Source organism: Photorhabdus caribbeanensis (assembly GCF_018448885.1).
Lineage (GTDB): Bacteria > Pseudomonadota > Gammaproteobacteria > Enterobacterales > Enterobacteriaceae > Photorhabdus > Photorhabdus caribbeanensis.
Window position 1 is genome coordinate 1 of sequence record NZ_RCWB01000003.1, and the last position, 16,339, is coordinate 16,339.

A 16,339-nucleotide genomic window follows, 5' to 3' on the forward strand; every position below is an offset into this window, starting at 1 on the left:
CATCAGCCAAATCCAGTTCATTGATGTCTTTTTCAATGATGGCTTTGATATTGGCAAACTGTTCCTGCCGGATTTTGTAATCGACAATCAGTTTTCGAAAATATTTGTCTGAGGCGTTAACCGCAAAAGGGGATTGCTTCTGTTCGAGGTTGATGAATTGCATGGTTTTTTGCCGCAGTTCAGGACTGTTGTCAATCTTAGCCAGTACCGAGGAGTGCCACGGGTGTTCACTGTAGGCGATACTGATATTGATGACATCTTTAGCGACAAACAGGAATGGATGACCTTCGCCCCGAATGCCCGGCTCAGGGATAAGCCCTTCACTGGCATCTCTGCGGTTGAGGAACATGTATTTTTTAAATTTCTCTACCCGCTGTTTTTTACCGTTAACTTCTTTCTCTGACACGCAGTATTTAAAGATGTGCAGATAGCCCCGGGCCTTGCTGCCGCGGGTGGTGAGCGGGTCTTCTTCCTTGATGTATATCCAGCCGGGACGCAGCAGGCGGGCGGCATAGCCTTTGGTTTGTTGGAGTGATGAAGAGAACATCAGGGTGTGGATATCCGGCGGTGCTTCTGGTTTTTCCAGCTCCTTGCCGAAAAAGTTCACATAAGCATAGCGAACCGGGTAAATCGGTTTAACATCGCAGTCACAGGGCTGAATATAAGTATCTGCTTCAAGATTTTGTGGGAACATTTCGTAAGCTTTTTCTATTAATTTGTCGAAACGTTCCTGAATGTCAGTGGTCATAATATTTCCTTGGTTGTCAGTGTGTCGCATTGTTTGAAAAGTGAATGTGCCCGTATTTCCTGCGTTTCTGTTTGCGAGCAGGCTGACTCCCAAAACTGTTGCCAGTGAACTTCATCATCGGGCATTAAACACCTGGCGGCAACATAATAGAGTATGGCCCGCTGTTGCGTTAGCCCTTGCAGATAAGCTTGATTCGTCTGCTGTAAAACAAAAGCAGGCAGGGTGTTTTTATTCACCTGACAGCGTTCAGCCAGGTTTTCCTGAATAAAATCAATGGTTTTAAATGTAAGGCGTTGTTGCGCTTGTTGATCAAACAGTTCGCACAAGCGGCGATTGAGCGTGACAGGCGTGGGTTTTGCCTGCCGGACGTTTTCGGTGATGGTGATAATGTGGCGGGTATCGGGTTTATCACCATAGAACCACATTGCGTTGATCCCTTGCATAAAATGGGCTAATGGCCCGTCGGACAGGGTATTAAGCAGTGTTGTCAGTGTGTTGGGATGATAGAAACGGAAAAATGCCCACGTCTGAGTCAGCTCATTTTTTAAATAGGTGAACTTACGCAGATGATTCAGCAGCGTTTCAAAAGGTTGTTCGCTGTGGATAAACAAGCTCAACTCTGCCCGGTTATCGGCATTCATAATGTATCGCTGTAGCTCTGGCTGATTACTACTGTCTTTATGCAGTTCAACCAGATAAGGGGCGCTATCTTCCAGTGAAACTTGAGTTTCTCCCTGAAATAATCCTTGCCAGCGTAAGGAGGAAGCGAGCAGATCAGGAATGATAAATCGTCCTGCCTGTTGGTATATTGCCGCATCAATGACCGCGTAGAGATGTTCGTTATCTCCATAAACAGGTGTATCAGTGGCTTGTGTCAAGATTAGATCACCACAAGCGGCTGGCAGCGGAGAGTCAACATTTTCCTGTTCTACCAATATTACGGGGTGTTGATCGCTTATCTGTTGGATATGGCGTATTAACCGTAGTTCGGGCAGCGTGCTTTCCATCAAATAGGTTTGTAAGGCAATAATGTCTTGGTATTGACCGTTTTCTATTCCGAAACCAATAACGTAATTGCACAGATTCGTTAATGCCTCATATTCAGTCGGCGCATAGATTAATGCTTTGGCTGAATATTGTCCGGCAGGATGTTTTTCATTACCTATCGCTTGGTAGGTGCAATTGGCAACCCAGTAATAGGCTGAATTAAATGAGGATAGCGTTTTCACTCTGATGTTTCCTTCTGTGCATCGGCTTTTCCTTTGCAATCCTGAGCGATGGGCTGTCCTTCATTGGCTGCACCGGTCAATGTTGGCACGGTGCCTGCGCTTCCTCCTTGCACTACCACCGGGCCTTTCAGAAAGATGTTGCCGTTTAGTGTGATGCCTTGAGCATCCAGAGTGATGCTTCCTGCCTTACCTCTGAGGATCAATGTATCGCTGGCTTGCAGGGTATGTATTTTGGTGTGTGAGTGAATGCCTTTAATGACATTTAATTGGTAATTGCCTTTGATATCACACTGTTTGTTTTCACCAATTTGTTGGAAATGGGAGGCGTAGATATCTTCCTTCCAGCTATTGTTAATCCGGGTAATTTTGTCTTTCTCAATGGTTTCGAATTGATTTTTATCCACCTGAATATGTTGTTCATTCATGATGCGGATAAATTCATCATTGCCGATTTTATGCCGACGATCATTCATGACCGTGTGACTTTCGTCGTGCTCTATTTTTTGTGTCTTATCGTGGTTAATTTGGATCAGTTGATCACGTTGAGCGTGGATATAAATCTCTTCCCGTCCTTTTTCATCCTCAAAACGTAATTCGTTAAAGCCGTTACCTTTATGCGTTTTGGTTCTGAACGTGGTGCGCGTCTTTTCCGCGGGTAAATTCAGCGGCGGGCGGTTAAGGCCGTTGTAAGTACATCCGGTAATAATAGGCCGGTCAATATCGCCGTTGAGATAGGAGATAATCACTTCCTGACCTACTCGCGGTGTTGCCAGAAAACCAAATCCGTTGCCATTCCACCCTTGTGCAACCCGCACCCAGCAAGAAGCCTGATCATCAGGCGCATCATAACGGTTCCAGTGAAAGTGAACGCGAACCGCGCCATCTTTGTTGACGTAAATTTCTTCAGTGCCGGGCCCGACAACCGTTGCAACTTCGTCGCCGTCGGCCAATGGTTTATAGCGGTATGGCGGACGCCAATCGTTGCGGCCTGGAATGAACCGGGTGTGTGAATTCAGGGTAGTGCCGGTTCCGTTATCGCCTAAAACGGCGGGGACATGCCCGGCATGTTGGGAAGAGACGACTTGCCAGCGGTCATTCATGGCGTCAATCGGGTGGTTGGTTAGTGTAAAAATTCTGCCGGGCATTAATCGAATACAATTACTGTCCGCTTGCCCTGATTTGCTGTCAACCCGCAAAGCTTCCAGCCGGTATTGGGTAAACGGCATGCCCTCTTTGTCTTTCTGAAAACGGCCGTAACTTTCGAAAATATGAAATGGCGTGCCGTTCTCCGCTTCAAAATCCGTGGCGTTATGCTGTAAAGCGTAATTGGGGTTGTGATAATTTCTGTCTTTTTGGTCGGTAGATTCCGGGCGCATGTAGGAGCCAAGAGACCATTTATAGATAACATTTTCTTCTACTGCGCTGGTGACGTCCGGGTTATAAATCAACGTATCCGGCGCTCTCATGTTCAGGTAGCTATCACTCAGATAGAGCCCGTCATCGGCGAACCAGAAGAAAATCCCCTCCTCAGCGGCCAGGCGGGTAAAGAAATCATAGGATGATTCCCTTTTCATGGTGACGTATTCCCGCGTTGAGTGTGGGTTATTCAAATGCATATTGGCCCGGAGTTTCTTCTGTTTCAGGATGTTTTGTAAAATATCGGGGACACTGAGCTGGTGATAGATACGGCTGTCCTGATCGAGTGTCAGCAGCCACATTTCTGGTCTGACTGTCAGGTGATACTGAGTTTGATGCCGGTTTGTGGCGCCAACAACCGCACTTGCAACCAATCCTTTCACTTCACGTTGCAGAATGTCGTCACGGGTGACAGTGAACCGCACGGTTTGGAGCAGGAGGGTGTCCGTGTCTATATTTGAACGGCTTGCCGCTAATGTGAGAGACAGGGTAAATAACGATGAAAGCGCTTCATCTAATGTAAAATTCACTACCGCAAAAGTCATGGGCGGCAGATTGCCGATGGTGCAGGAAAAGCGGAGTCCGGTTTTCATAATGTTTCCTTCAATTACATGATCTTCTGATGCCCAGGCATATTGTAAAATTCCCAGTATTCATTGGTGTCGTTATTGATAACGGTTAATCTGTGAAAGCTGGTTTCAACAAAACAGAGGGAGAAAGCGGTGTGTAGTGTTTTGGCAAAAGCATACATTTCTCCTTCATGCTCATAATTTTCTGGTGTCATGCGCAGTGTGATGGCTTGGCCTCTCACAGGAATGCCCTTGTCAAAATGGTAGTATGGCTCAAGGTAGATAGCGCTGAGGCCATCGGCCATGCGCTGAATATGCCGACTACGCGGGGCGTCCAGATGCGCGAAGGTATCAAGTTGTTTGACCAGAGATCTGACTGATTCAATGTGACTGAGAAAAAATGGCCCAATCGATAACAAAGAGAGTATCGGCCAATGCTGATGACTGTTTACGACGGCAGGAAGATCTTTTGACGCCGACACGATATTCCTGGCCTGAATATGGCTGGGTATCTGCTCGCTGGGTATACAGATTTGCCCGATGCCCAATGTCCGTGCCTGCGTATGATATCTGTGATATTGGCAGTAAAATTCGCGATAGTGGTGTTCTGTTACGGGTTTTGCCTGATGATCATAAAACGTGAGATTAATTTGATTGCCGCCAAATGGCGATTCTTCCCGTATATGGTTAAAAAGTAATATGTTGTCACCGGGTTCGGCAAAATGGCAGGCGGCCAGTTGCTCGCTATTGATAAGAGGAACATTGTGAGCATATCCGCCAGATGCTCCATCAGGATCGGACTGGAGTTTAATGTTATCAATACTAAAGATTTCATTCGCTGCTAATACATAACGCGATTTGCCCTTTTCAAATGTTATCGGTTTTGTTCTTGCCGGAGCCAGGTTAATAACGGGTACGCAATGGGGAATAAATGCGGGTGTAATGTCCTCGATGGGAATATTACAGTCAAATTCTAGAATAATGGTAAATTGCTTATCTTCTCCCAAAGGGAGCTCAGCGATTTCTTCCGATAAATCAAATGACATAAAGTCATTAACATGTGGCAGATAGAGGTATTCGTATAACACCTGCAACGGCCAGAAATAGTCATGTGGTCTCGGCAGGACCAAATTTTCTTTCAGGCGTGGAGCGATCTCAATAGCCAGCCACATTTCTTGCTCTTTCAGGGATGTTTTCAGATAAGTGTTGTTCAGCGATTGATCCACGTATTTGGTCAGTAAAGACGCCAGTTTTTGATCTTCTCCGAGAAAAAGCGTGACTTGCCCTGTCTTCCAGCGGGTAGTTGGGCCATGATATTGAAAGGTCAGTGATATCAGGCTTTTGTCTCCGCTGTGTGTCAGCGTTTTATGGATCAAGGTAATAGGCTCAATACTGATATCTTGAGTGGTTCTGAATGTAATGGATTGATTCTGCTGTATGGCGGAAATTTCACTGCCTTTGGCAATGCTTGTGATTTCAGTCATGCTGCCCGGTTGAATATCTAGCTGGACAATGCTGGTTGAAGGGATCGGATGTAAAGGTATCGGCCATACTTTTCGTAGAAGCGGGTTAATGACTTCCGGGAAACCGTCATCAATTTTCTGCTTAATACCGGCAGTAATAAGCGCAAAACCTTCCAGTACTCGGAGAACATCCGGGTCGCCAGATTCGGAGGTAAATGGAGCAAGGTGTGGATGCTCTTGCGCTGCGTTACTCAGATCATGCTTTATTTGTGAAAGTGCTTCCCGATAGAAATCTTCAAAATTTTTCATATCTACCTTTGTCTTTTTTCCGATCAAATATTAATGTAAATTTATATTTTGAGCTGATGGATATCAAGGTTGATAATTTAATTATGTGTAATTCTTTGTTTAAAACAGTTAATAATGTAAATTTTTTAGGTGTTCGACTAACATAATTATGTAATTTATTTCAATGAGTTTTATTTAGATAAGTTTTCTTTAATCAAGTGATGGCGTCATGATAGCCAGATGTTGGAAGCTGAAATTAATATTTAATCATGAGTTAATGGAGGGAAATATGTCACGTCCCATTATTTTGGTCGGTGATTCGACTTCGCATGGCGGCAAGGTGTTAGCCGGTGATGGAAGCTTTGATGTGTTAGGGAAGAAGGCGGCTCGGGTTGGGGATGCTGTATCCTGTCCAAAATGTGGCGGCAATCAAACCATTGTGGAAGGGACGCCGAAAATAATCAGCTCCAATGGACAAATGTACGCACTGGAGGGCATGAAAACCTCTTGTGGCGCGACATTAATTGCTTCACAAAGCCTGTTTCAGGCATAGGATGGCGGTAAAAGGCCATATTCTGCTTGAAATAGAGCCAGTTGATTCAAGTACGGGTGCTCAGTGTTTCATTGTCTTACAAACTACCCGGTTGACGTGGCGGATTACGGCCTGACATATTGGTCGTCGCGCTGCGAATATCCCGACCAATGACATCAATACTCGCCTGAAATGGCGGGAATGGCAGAGTAATCACTACCGGCAACACGGGAAAACTGGCTGACCACCACAGTATTGATGTCAGGCACTTGTGTGCTATTCATCAGTGCTTTCACTATGGGAGAATTTACTTTGCTAGCCAGTGTCGAACCGAGATTCCACAATAGGAAAAACCCCTTTGCGTTTAGGACAGCTTACTAAATCACCTTTAGCAGCAACAGGCACGCCTTGATACACGTAATTATCAATGGCGGTAATGACTTGACCACCATGATCGGTTATGTCGTTTAATCGGATCACAGCTCTGTCTGTCATATTTATAACTCTGATATTAATGGTAGTATTTGTAGATCCCGCAAGCAGATTTCAATATCATTGGCTTTATTGATATGCTTCTGGTTTTCAATATCAAAGATATCTTTTGTCGTAATAATCAATGAACCTTTTTTGTCATTTTTATCAGAAATAGGTATTATTTCTTCTGCCATTGAAACTAAAGTCGGGTCTATTTCTATTGGTAAATAGAGCATCCAGCCAGCACTTAAACGATCTGGGAAGACCTGTTTTCTTTTTATTCTATATGCATTGTTTTCTACCATAATGTAAGGTGCATTATGAGTAGAAATCAGAAAATTAATAAAGTTGATTAATTGTGATAGCTGAAATTCATTTTCTTCAATAGATATATGAAAATCTATTTGGGTTTGTCCTAACCGATCTCGACGATAATTCATATAACAAATTGAACATGAATGGTCATCATCTTCACCATCCCAAATTCCTTTAATAACTATAGGATTTTCTTCTGTATAATCTTCTTCGAATTCTTTTATTGCTTCTTTTGTTGCTCCTTGCTGATCAAAAGCAATATGTTGTAAAGATTCTTGACGAGTATCTCCTGGTAAATACCAAGTTTTATGGCGTCCAAAAAATATATCTACTTGTTGTGTAATTTTATATAAATCGGTAAGAACTATTGTTGGAGTTAATGGTTCTTTCCAATCTGTATATAATTTCATATTTAGTGATAACGTAGTCATTTATTTTCACCCTTGCTTAAATGTTAGTTAGGTCGTTTAATTGGATAACTGCTTTGCTTGCCATAGTTATATCTCTGTTATCAGAGGTAATATTTGTAGATCCCGCAAGCAGATTTCAATATCATTGGCTTTATTAATATGCTCTTGGTTTTCTATGTCAAAGATATATTTTGTAGTGATAATCAATGAGCCTTTTTTGTCATTTTTATCAGAAATAGATATTATTTCTTCTGCCATTGGGACTAAAGTCGGGTCTATTTCTATTGGTAAATAGAGCATCCAGCCAGTACTTAAACGATCTGGGAAGACTTGTTTTCTTTTTATTCTATAATTATTAGTTTCTACCATAATATAAGGTGAATTATGGCTAAAAACCAGAAACTTGATAAAATCAATCAACTTAAGAAAGTGAAACTCTTTTTCTTTAATGGATATATTAATCTCTATTTTTGTTTGGCCTTGTCTTTCAACATGATAATTAAAGTAACTAATTGAACATGCTTGCCCATCCTCGCCTCCATCCCAGACGCCTGATATAACTGTAGGATCTTCTTCTGTATAATTTTCTTTAAAGTCGCTTATACATTCGTCTGTTATTCCTTTATCATCAAAAGCTACCCGAGTTAATGCTTCTTCGCGGCTATTTCCGCCTAAGTACCATATCTTAGAGTATCCAAAGAAGATATCTTCTAATTGTTTTACGATTTTATAGGTATCATTAACTGCAATGTCTGGAGTCAATGGATTTTTCCAATCTGTATATATTTCTATATCTAAAGATAAAATAGTCATTCATTTTTCCTATTAGAAATTATTCGGATAACAGGGAGTATGAAATACTTTAATGTTGGAGTGGATAGATGATTTTTCTAAATCAGTTAGGTCGTTTAAACGGATTAAAGCTCTGTCTGTCATATTTATAACTCTGTCATCAATGGTAATATTTGTAGATCCCGCAAGCAGATTTCAATATCATTGGCTTTATTGGTATGTTCTTGGTTTTCGATGTCAAAAATATCTTTTGTTGTAATAATCAATGAGCCTTTTCTGTCATTTTTATCAGAAATGGATATTATTTCTTCCGCCATTGGGACTAAAGTCGGACCAATTTCAATTGGTAAGTAAAGCATCCAACCGGCATAAACCCTATCTGGAAAAACTTGTTTTTGTTTTAGAGAATATCCTCTGGAATCCACCATGATTATTGGAGAGTAATGGTTGCTAACTAAAGAAGCTACGAAATCAATCCACTTAGAATGATTAAATTTTTCTTTTTCAAAACTAAGAGCAATGCTTACATCCGTTTTTCCTAGCCTATTACTATAGTCACGGCTTGAATACATGATTCTATTTTTTAACTTTACATCACCTGGAACATCAAATAATGTTTTTATGATAGATTTAAAATTCTCATCATAACTTTCTTTGAATTGATTTTTGGCATATTCAGTAATACCACTTTCATCAAAAACATTATTTGCTTTTATTTCGTCTAGATCATATCCTGGTAGATACCATCTACTTGAACTATTAGATACTTTATTTATTTGTTGCATGATGCAGTATGTGTCATCCAATGCTAATTCCGGTGTTATCTTTTCTTTTAAATCATAAAACATTTCTATTCTAGCGTGTATTATGTTCATCTTTTTAATCCTAATTTTAAAATAAATATCCACATTTAAGGTGTATTAAATATTTTAATGTTAATAAATTTAGCAAAAGCCTTGGCTAAATATCCATTAGCAGCAATAGGCACGCCTTGATACACGTAATTATCAATGGCGGTAATGACTTTACCACCATGATCGGTTATGTCGTTTAAACGGATCACAGCTTTGTCTGTCATACTTATATCTCTGATATTAATGGTAGTATTTGTAAATCCCGTAAACATATTTCAATATCATTGGCTTTATTGATATGTTCTTGGTTTTCGATGTCAAAAATATCTTTTGTCGTAATAATCAATGAGCCTTTTTTGTCATTTTTATCAGAAATAGATATTACTTCTTCTGCCATTGGAACTAAAATTGGGTCTATTTCTATTGGTAAATAGAGCATCCAACCGGCATAAACCCTATCTGGAAAAACTTGTTTTTGTTTTAACGAGTAACCTCTTATATCTACTAAAACAAATGGAGATTTACAATTAGATATTAAATTTTTAATGAATACTATGAATTTCTCAAAGCTAACATCTTCTTTTTTAAGACTAATGTTAATTGATATATTGGTTTTCCCTAACCGAATAGGATTATTATAAATTTCATCTTCGCTTGTATATAAAATACTATTATTGTCTTCATCATTTCCATCTGATAAAGATTTAACAATAAGTTTAGACTTTTCATCAAAAGTTGCTTCAAAATGTTTTAATGCGTACTCAGTAGGTCCATTTTCATCAAATGCTCGGTACAACAATCTCTCTTCTAAAGAATTCTCAGGTAAATGCCAACCACTTTGCTTATTTGATAATTTATTTACTTGTTGCACCACCGGATATAAATCATTCAATGCCTCTTTAGGTGTTATGCTCTCGTTTAGATCGTGAAATAGTTCTATTCTTGGGTATATTGTTGTCATATCTTTACCTTTTTACGAAAAATTAATATAATCAAACAACTATCAAATCACAGTGTTAAATACTTTAATGTTATTAAATTTAGTAAATGCTCTAGAGAAATACGCATAAATTAGGTCGTTTAATCGGATTACGGCTCTGTTTGTCATATTTATAACTCTGTCATTAATGGTAGTATTTGTAAATCCCGCAAGCAAATTTCAATATCATTGGCTTTATTGATATGCTCCTGGTTTTCAATATCAAAGATATCTTTTGTCGTAATAATCAATGAGCCTTTTTTGTCATTTTTATCAGAAATAGATATTATTTCTTCTGCCATTGGAACTAAAGTCGGATCTATTTCAATTGGTAAGTAGAGCATCCAACCGGCATAAACCCTATCTGGAAAAACTTGTTTTTGTTTTAACAAGTAACCTCTTGTATCTACTAACATAAATGGAGAGTTCCGAATGGATATTGAATTTTTTAAAAGCTCAATAATATCTTGAAAATTAAATTTATCTTTATCTAAATTGATGCTTATAGATATATTAGTTTTACCTAATCTAACAGGATTAACATGGATTTTATCTTCACCCATATATAGAATACTGTTGTTGTTCTCATCTACTCCATCAGATAATGATTTCACAATAAATCCAGAGTTTTCATCATAAGTTTCTTTAAAATCTTCTATAGCATATTTAGTAGGTCCATTTTCATCAAATGCATTATTTTTTAATCTCTCTTCTTGAGTATAACCAGGCAAATACCAACCACTTTTTCTAGTTGTTAACTTATTTATCTTGCATGTAATTTGATATAAATCAAGTAATGCATTTTCAGGAGTTAAAGCCTCATTTAAGTCATGGAATAATTTTATTCTTGAAAAGATCATTGACATTTTTAATTGTCCTTTTGTGAGAATGATTAAAGTTTAGTGTTAAATACCGTAATGTTAGGAAACATAGAAAATGCCGTAAGAAAGGACTTGACCACCATGATCGGTTAGGTCGTTTAATCGTATTACGGCTTTGTTTGTCATATTTATAACTCTGTCATCAATGGTAGTATTTGTAAATCCCGTAAACATATTTCAATATCATTGGCTTTATTGATATGCTCCTGGTTTTCAATATCAAAGATATTTTTTGTCGTAATAATCAATGAGCCTTTTTTGTTATTTTTATCAGAAATAGATATTATTTCTTCTGCCATTGGAACTAAAGTCGGATCTATTTCTATTGGTAAATAGAGCATCCAACCTGCACTTATTCTGTCTGGGAAAATTTGTTTTTGATTTAATCTATAGCCTCTAGTATCTATCATAATAAATGGAGAATATCTATGAGAAACTAAATGTTTAATAAAATCGATAAAGTTTTTAGTGTTGAATTTTTCTTTTTCAAGTGCAAGGTTAATAGATATATTAGTTTTCCCCAATCTATTAGGGTTGGAATGAATATCATCTTGGCCAATATATGTAATATTATTTTCTAATTTTCCACTTTCAGAGTTATCAATTATAGGATTATCAAACAGTGACACTATAATAGATCTTCCGCCATCCTCATAAATTCCCCTGAATTCTTTTAAAGCATACTCAGTAATGCCATTTTCATTAAATACGTTATTTTCTCTAATTTCTTCTTCACTATATCCAGGTAAATGCCAACCACTTGAATTATTACTGAGGTTATTGATATGATTCATTAACTGATACGTATCGGCCAAAGCTAATTCCGGTGTGATGGCTTCTCTAAGATCATAAAATAATTTTATTCTTGGGTGTATAATGAACATATTTCAATTCTCCTATAAGTTATTCTGGTTATTAAGACATCATAGTATTAAAAGTTTTAATATTGAGATATGGAGCAAAAGCCTCTTTAAAATATGAATAAGATACAGGTTGTAGAAAATGCCAGTGAGATTTTGGAATGTTATTTAATGCGATATATACTTCGTTTTGTTTTCTGGCTTGCTTCAACATACTATCATGTCCAGACAGTTTTTTCTTACCTAACTTTACCTTACGATAAAAACCATTAGGTTCCCCATTTTTAAAAAATTGATCGTAATTCGCCTTAGCTTCAAGAAATAAGCATTGTGCAGGTTTCTAACCATCAAAATTTGTATCCATGCATAACCAAGTTTCAATTAGGTTTAATTCAGGATTGTATATCGTCCCGGCAATTTTTGTTTGGTAGGCAATGGTTATTTCTGAATACGATGTGGTTTTTTCCCAAACCATTGTAACGTTGCCAATTGCCGGACATTTCTCACATTCGGTGCGGGACGAAGCAATTGTTTGTGTATCCGCTTTTGCCTTGTCTTGTTCACCTTCTTTATCTTTGGTGCTTTCCATCACACCAACGGCGGCTAATCCTGTTGCACAAGCAGCCAGTGTCCATTCAGCCGCAGCTAAAAGAGCGGGAGCCGCTGGCGCAAGAAGGGGTAATGGCATGTCAATTTCTCCTTTTCAATAAATGATCCATGACTCGCAAATAATCACGGTATTTTTCTCGGCTCTCCATTTTACCGGATTAATGTATTAGCCCGGTAAAACGGAGAAGACAAGCGTAGCGCGTCAGTGTTGCCTTAAATAGGCCAAAATGATTGTCGTCTCATTAAGCGAGAAAATCTTTCTGACTGGCAATCAGTTTTGCGCCACAGGCTGTTTGCATACCTTCCAATGCAATAGGTTTTCCCTGATGCTTTAAGTCATTGCTACCTTCTACAATAGGGAAAACCCCTTTGCACTTAGGGCAGTTTACTAAATCACCTTTAGCGGCAACAGGCACGCCTTGATACATGTAATTATCAATGGCGGTAATGACTTTACCACCATGATCGGTTAGATCGTTTAATCGTATTACGGCTTTGTTTGTCATATTTATAACTCTGTCATCAATGGTAGTATTTGTAAATCCCGTAAACATATTTCAATATCATTGGCTTTATTGATATGCTCCTGGTTTTCAATATCAAAGATATCTTTTGTCGTAATAATTAACGAGCCTTTTTTGTCATTTTTATCAGAAATAGATATTATTTCTTCTGCCATTGGAACTAAAGCCGGGTCTATTTCAATTGGTAAGTAGAGCATCCAGCCAGCACTTAAACGATCTGGGAAAACGTGTTTTCTTTTGATTCTATATGTATTGTTTTCTACCATAATGTAAGGTGCATTATGAGTAGAAATCAGAAAATTAATAAAGTTGATTAATCGTGATAGCTGAAATTCATTTTCTTCAATAGATATATGAAAATCTATTTGGATTTGTCCTAACCGATCTCGACGATAATTCATATAACAAATTGAACATGAATGGTCATCATCTTCACCATCCCAAATCCCTTTAATAACTATAGGATTTTCTTCTGTATAATCTTCTTCAAACTCTTTTATTGCTTCTTTTGTTGCTCCTTGCTGATCAAAAGCAATATGTTGTAAAGATTCTTGACGAGTATCTCCTGGTAAATACCAAGTTTTATGGCGTCTAAAAAATATATCTACTTGTTGTGTGATTTTATATAAATCGGTAATAACTATTGTTGGAGTTAATGGTTCTTTCCAATCTGTATATAATTTCATGTTTAATGATAATGTAGTCATTTATTTTCACCTTTACTTAGATGTTAAATAGTGTGAAATACTTTAATGTTGGGATAAATAGAAAATTTCTCTAAATAATAGGCATAGCTTATAGGTTGCATAAAATGCCAGTGAGAATTTGGGGTTCCATTTAATGTAGTGCATACTTCTTGCTGTTTTTCTACTTGAGTCGTCATGGATCTATCCCCGCTTTTACTTATTTTCCACCAACTTATAGGCACTCCATCTTTGAAAAACTGATCATATTTAGCTTTGGCCTCAAGAAATAAGCATTGTGCAGGTTTCCAACCATCAAAATTTGTATCCATGCATAACCAAGTTTCAATTAGGTTTAATTCAGGATTGTATATCGTCCCGGCAATTTTTGTTTGGTAGGCAATGGTTATTTCTGAATACGATGTGGTTTTTTCCCAAACCATTGTAACGTTGCCAATTGCCGGACATTTCTCACATTCGGTACGGGACGAAGCAATTGTTTGTGTATCCGCTTTTGACTTGTCTTGTTCACCTTCTTTATCTTTGGTGCTTTCCATCACACCAACGGCGGCTAATCCTGTTGCACAAGCAGCCAGTGTCCATTCAGCCGCAGCTAAAAGAGCGGGAGCCGCTGGCGCAAGAAGTGGTAATGGCATGTTAATTTCTCCTTTTCAATAAATTATCCATGACTCGCAAATAATCACGGTATTGTTGTTCCGGGTTATCCCCGGCGTTCAACATATTCTGGATTGCTGGCGAGTCGTGAAAATCACGGTTAAACGCAACGAAATGTAAGTAAGAGCGGATCAATGCTTCATCCTTGAACCCCATCTCAACCAAGTCCAGATAAGCCTTCTTTAATCGTTCGTGCAGGCTGTGTTCGCTTTCATTTTCGATTAACCCACTGTGCTCAGCCAGAATACGTTGTCGGATCTGGGTCACATAAGCCTCATCTTCCGCATCAATAAATTTAGCGACCTGCTCCTTGCTGAGTTTTATCATCGTTAGGCCCCTTTTACGAAATGATCATTATTATCAAAAGAATACACCCACTCATGAATACCGTCAGTGAGTGCCGACAATTGCTCTGGGCTGAAAATATCCCGGATTTGATGCAAGATGCGGGGATCGTAAAAACGCAGCAATGCCGTTTCCCCCGTTTCCAGCTCAACATTCAGGTAGTTTTCAAGATGACGGGTTAGTTTGTCCAAAGATAGCGTGGTGTGTAGCCAGGACACCGAAGGTGCAACCTTTTCCAGCGCAGATAACTTTTCTTCCCATGATTTCGCATAAGCCATATCAAACAACCACGGCCCCGCGAACGCAATTTTGGCATCCGGGTATTGCCGGAACAGGGGATTATTCGTGCCGACGATATACTTAATCTCCTCAGCAAAATGACGTTCATACTGTAGGCCGCTGACTAAGGCATACCATTTCATTTCGGGATGCATTTCTCTGTATTCACTCCATTTTTTCTGTAATTCCGGTGTCATGACTGCCCCCTGATAACCATTGCCGTGCCATCCTGTTCTGCTTTCAGCAGACAGGTCAGACAGATTTCTTTCAACGGCGCCGTCAGGGCTTTTTCTACCTGTACGACACTCGCTTGTTTCAATTTATCCAGACTATCCGGTAGCTTGCCACCCCAACCTGAGCCGCTGCCGGGTGATCCACTGCCAAAGTTAATACTCGCACTGCTGGTAATACCGCCCGCATCGATTTTAAGGAAGTGCCCGGCGGCCTGTAGGGTCAGTTCACTGCCAGCATCAATCACGACTTTAGCACCGGAACTTAGGTGAATTTCATTGCCGCTTTGAGTTAACAGGGCGTCATCTGCTTTGATATGGAGTTTTTGCCCCGTAGATAGGGAAATGTCATTTCCCGTCTGTACGCGGTACTCATTATCAATGCGTAAATGGGCATCATGTTTAATATGATGTGTCCGGTTATGCCCAATATTATGGGTTTCATCATTCAGAACCTGCGTATTCATATCCCGTTGAGCATGAATGAACACTTCTTCACTGCCGTTTGCGTCCTCAAAACGTAATTCGTTAAAGCCGTTACCTTTATGCGTTTTGGTTCTGAACGTGGTGCGCGTCTTTTCCGCGGGTAAATTCAGCGGCGGGCGGTTAAGGCCGTTGTAAGTACATCCGGTAATAATAGGCCGGTCAATATCGCCGTTGAGATAGGAGATAATCACTTCCTGACCTACTCGCGGTGTTGCCAGAAAACCAAATCCGTTGCCATTCCACCCTTGTGCAACCCGCACCCAGCAAGAAGCTTGGTCGTCAGGTGCATCATAACGGTTCCAGTGAAAATGAACGCGAACCGCGCCATCTTTGTTGACGTAAATTTCTTCAGTGCCGGTTCCGACAACCGTTGCAACTTCGTCACCGTCGGCCAATGGTTTATAGCGGTATGGCGGACGCCAATCGTTGCGGCCTGGAATGAACCGGGTGTGTGAATTCAGGGTAGTGCCGGTTCCGTTATCGCCTAAAACGGCGGGGACATGCCCGGTATGTTGGGAAGAGACGACTTGCCAGCGGTCATTCATGGCGTCAATCGGGTGGTTGGTTAGTGTAAAAATTCTGCCGGGCATTAACCGAATACAATTACTGTCCGCTTGCCCTGATTTGCTATCAACACGCAAAGCCTATTTCAGGCATAGGATGGCGGTAAAAGGCCATATCTGCCCGAAATAGGGGGA

19 protein-coding genes and 2 pseudogenes are annotated in these 16,339 nt (G+C 39.7%); 1 reads left to right on the top strand and 20 read right to left on the bottom strand.

All coding sequences use genetic code 11. The annotated features are described in order from the left end of the window. From EAE90_RS03210 to EAE90_RS03225, 4 genes are all read right to left on the bottom strand, one after another. The coding region (locus EAE90_RS03210) for a toxin VasX (protein ID WP_339920672.1) at window positions 1-748 on the bottom strand (748 nt) is incomplete at its 3' end. Beyond that, window positions 745-1,977: a DUF4123 domain-containing protein gene (locus EAE90_RS03215; protein WP_214052256.1), complete on the bottom strand. Its 1,233-nt coding sequence runs from the start codon at window positions 1,975-1,977 to the stop codon at window positions 745-747. The genes EAE90_RS03215 and EAE90_RS03210, both read right to left, overlap by 4 nt. Beyond that, window positions 1,974-3,986: a type VI secretion system tip protein TssI/VgrG gene (gene tssI, locus EAE90_RS03220; protein ID WP_214052257.1), complete on the bottom strand. Its 2,013-nt coding sequence runs from the start codon at window positions 3,984-3,986 to the stop codon at window positions 1,974-1,976. The genes EAE90_RS03215 and tssI (EAE90_RS03220) overlap by 4 nt, the downstream gene beginning before the upstream one ends. A gap of 14 nt (window positions 3,987-4,000) precedes the next feature. After that, on the bottom strand, window positions 4,001-5,734 hold the full coding sequence (locus EAE90_RS03225; RefSeq protein WP_246550313.1) for a type VI secretion system baseplate subunit TssF: 1,734 nt from the start codon (window positions 5,732-5,734) through the stop codon (window positions 4,001-4,003). 268 nt (window positions 5,735-6,002) lie between these two features. On the opposite strand from EAE90_RS03225, the gene EAE90_RS03230 reads away from it, so the two are divergent. Further along, the gene (locus EAE90_RS03230) at window positions 6,003-6,266 is read left to right on the top strand and encodes a PAAR domain-containing protein (protein ID WP_214052259.1); all 264 of its coding nucleotides are present in this window, start codon (window positions 6,003-6,005) and stop codon (window positions 6,264-6,266) included. Between the two features lie 76 nt (window positions 6,267-6,342). On the opposite strand, the gene EAE90_RS24215 is transcribed toward EAE90_RS03230, so the two are convergent. From EAE90_RS24215 to tssI (EAE90_RS03305), 16 genes and pseudogenes are all read right to left on the bottom strand, one after another. Beyond that, window positions 6,343-6,474, bottom strand: coding sequence for a hypothetical protein (locus EAE90_RS24215; RefSeq protein ID WP_281422301.1), 132 nt, complete (start codon window positions 6,472-6,474; stop codon window positions 6,343-6,345). An 86-nt stretch (window positions 6,475-6,560) separates the two neighbouring features. After that, window positions 6,561-6,740: a PAAR domain-containing protein gene (locus EAE90_RS03235; RefSeq protein WP_214052260.1), complete on the bottom strand. Its 180-nt coding sequence runs from the start codon at window positions 6,738-6,740 to the stop codon at window positions 6,561-6,563. A 2-nt stretch (window positions 6,741-6,742) separates the two neighbouring features. Next, entirely contained in the window at window positions 6,743-7,465 is a 723-nt protein-coding gene (locus EAE90_RS03240; RefSeq protein ID WP_214052261.1) for an immunity 52 family protein, read from the bottom strand. A gap of 66 nt (window positions 7,466-7,531) precedes the next feature. Next, window positions 7,532-8,257, bottom strand: coding sequence for an immunity 52 family protein (locus tag EAE90_RS03245; protein ID WP_214052262.1), 726 nt, complete (start codon window positions 8,255-8,257; stop codon window positions 7,532-7,534). Window positions 8,258-8,382: 125 nt separating this feature from the next. Beyond that, window positions 8,383-9,111 carry an immunity 52 family protein gene (locus tag EAE90_RS03250; RefSeq protein WP_214052263.1) on the bottom strand — a complete coding sequence of 243 codons (729 nt, stop codon included), beginning with the start codon at window positions 9,109-9,111 and terminating at the stop codon, window positions 8,383-8,385. Between the two features lie 35 nt (window positions 9,112-9,146). Then, window positions 9,147-9,314: a PAAR domain-containing protein gene (locus EAE90_RS03255; protein WP_422615975.1), complete on the bottom strand. Its 168-nt coding sequence runs from the start codon at window positions 9,312-9,314 to the stop codon at window positions 9,147-9,149. A 2-nt stretch (window positions 9,315-9,316) separates the two neighbouring features. Then, window positions 9,317-10,051 (bottom strand): immunity 52 family protein, encoded by a 735-nt coding sequence (locus tag EAE90_RS03260; RefSeq protein ID WP_214052264.1) that lies wholly within the window; start codon window positions 10,049-10,051, stop codon window positions 9,317-9,319. Between the two features lie 149 nt (window positions 10,052-10,200). After that, window positions 10,201-10,935: an immunity 52 family protein gene (locus EAE90_RS03265; RefSeq protein ID WP_214052265.1), complete on the bottom strand. Its 735-nt coding sequence runs from the start codon at window positions 10,933-10,935 to the stop codon at window positions 10,201-10,203. Between the two features lie 143 nt (window positions 10,936-11,078). Continuing rightward, window positions 11,079-11,834, bottom strand: a complete 756-nt coding sequence (locus EAE90_RS03270) for an immunity 52 family protein (RefSeq protein WP_214052266.1) — start codon at window positions 11,832-11,834, stop codon at window positions 11,079-11,081. 31 nt (window positions 11,835-11,865) lie between these two features. Continuing rightward, window positions 11,866-12,498 (bottom strand): annotated as a pseudogene (locus tag EAE90_RS03275) (restriction endonuclease fold toxin 5 domain-containing protein). Between the two features lie 163 nt (window positions 12,499-12,661). Further along, the gene (locus EAE90_RS03280) at window positions 12,662-12,925 is read right to left on the bottom strand and encodes a PAAR domain-containing protein (RefSeq protein ID WP_113041683.1); all 264 of its coding nucleotides are present in this window, start codon (window positions 12,923-12,925) and stop codon (window positions 12,662-12,664) included. A 2-nt stretch (window positions 12,926-12,927) separates the two neighbouring features. Next, the gene (locus EAE90_RS03285; protein ID WP_214052267.1) at window positions 12,928-13,650 is read right to left on the bottom strand and encodes an Imm52 family immunity protein; all 723 of its coding nucleotides are present in this window, start codon (window positions 13,648-13,650) and stop codon (window positions 12,928-12,930) included. Between the two features lie 23 nt (window positions 13,651-13,673). Then, complete coding sequence (locus EAE90_RS03290; RefSeq protein ID WP_214052268.1) at window positions 13,674-14,282, bottom strand: restriction endonuclease fold toxin 5 domain-containing protein; 609 nt, start codon at window positions 14,280-14,282, stop codon at window positions 13,674-13,676. A 1-nt stretch (window position 14,283) separates the two neighbouring features. Continuing rightward, window positions 14,284-14,628: a hypothetical protein gene (locus EAE90_RS03295; protein WP_214052269.1), complete on the bottom strand. Its 345-nt coding sequence runs from the start codon at window positions 14,626-14,628 to the stop codon at window positions 14,284-14,286. A 2-nt stretch (window positions 14,629-14,630) separates the two neighbouring features. Continuing rightward, window positions 14,631-15,122 (bottom strand): DUF4123 domain-containing protein, encoded by a 492-nt coding sequence (locus EAE90_RS03300; protein WP_214052270.1) that lies wholly within the window; start codon window positions 15,120-15,122, stop codon window positions 14,631-14,633. Beyond that, window positions 15,119-16,285, bottom strand: a pseudogene (gene tssI, locus EAE90_RS03305) (type VI secretion system tip protein TssI/VgrG); the annotation flags it as partial. The gene EAE90_RS03300 and the pseudogene tssI (EAE90_RS03305), both read right to left, overlap by 4 nt. Window positions 16,286-16,339 lie beyond the last annotated feature (54 nt).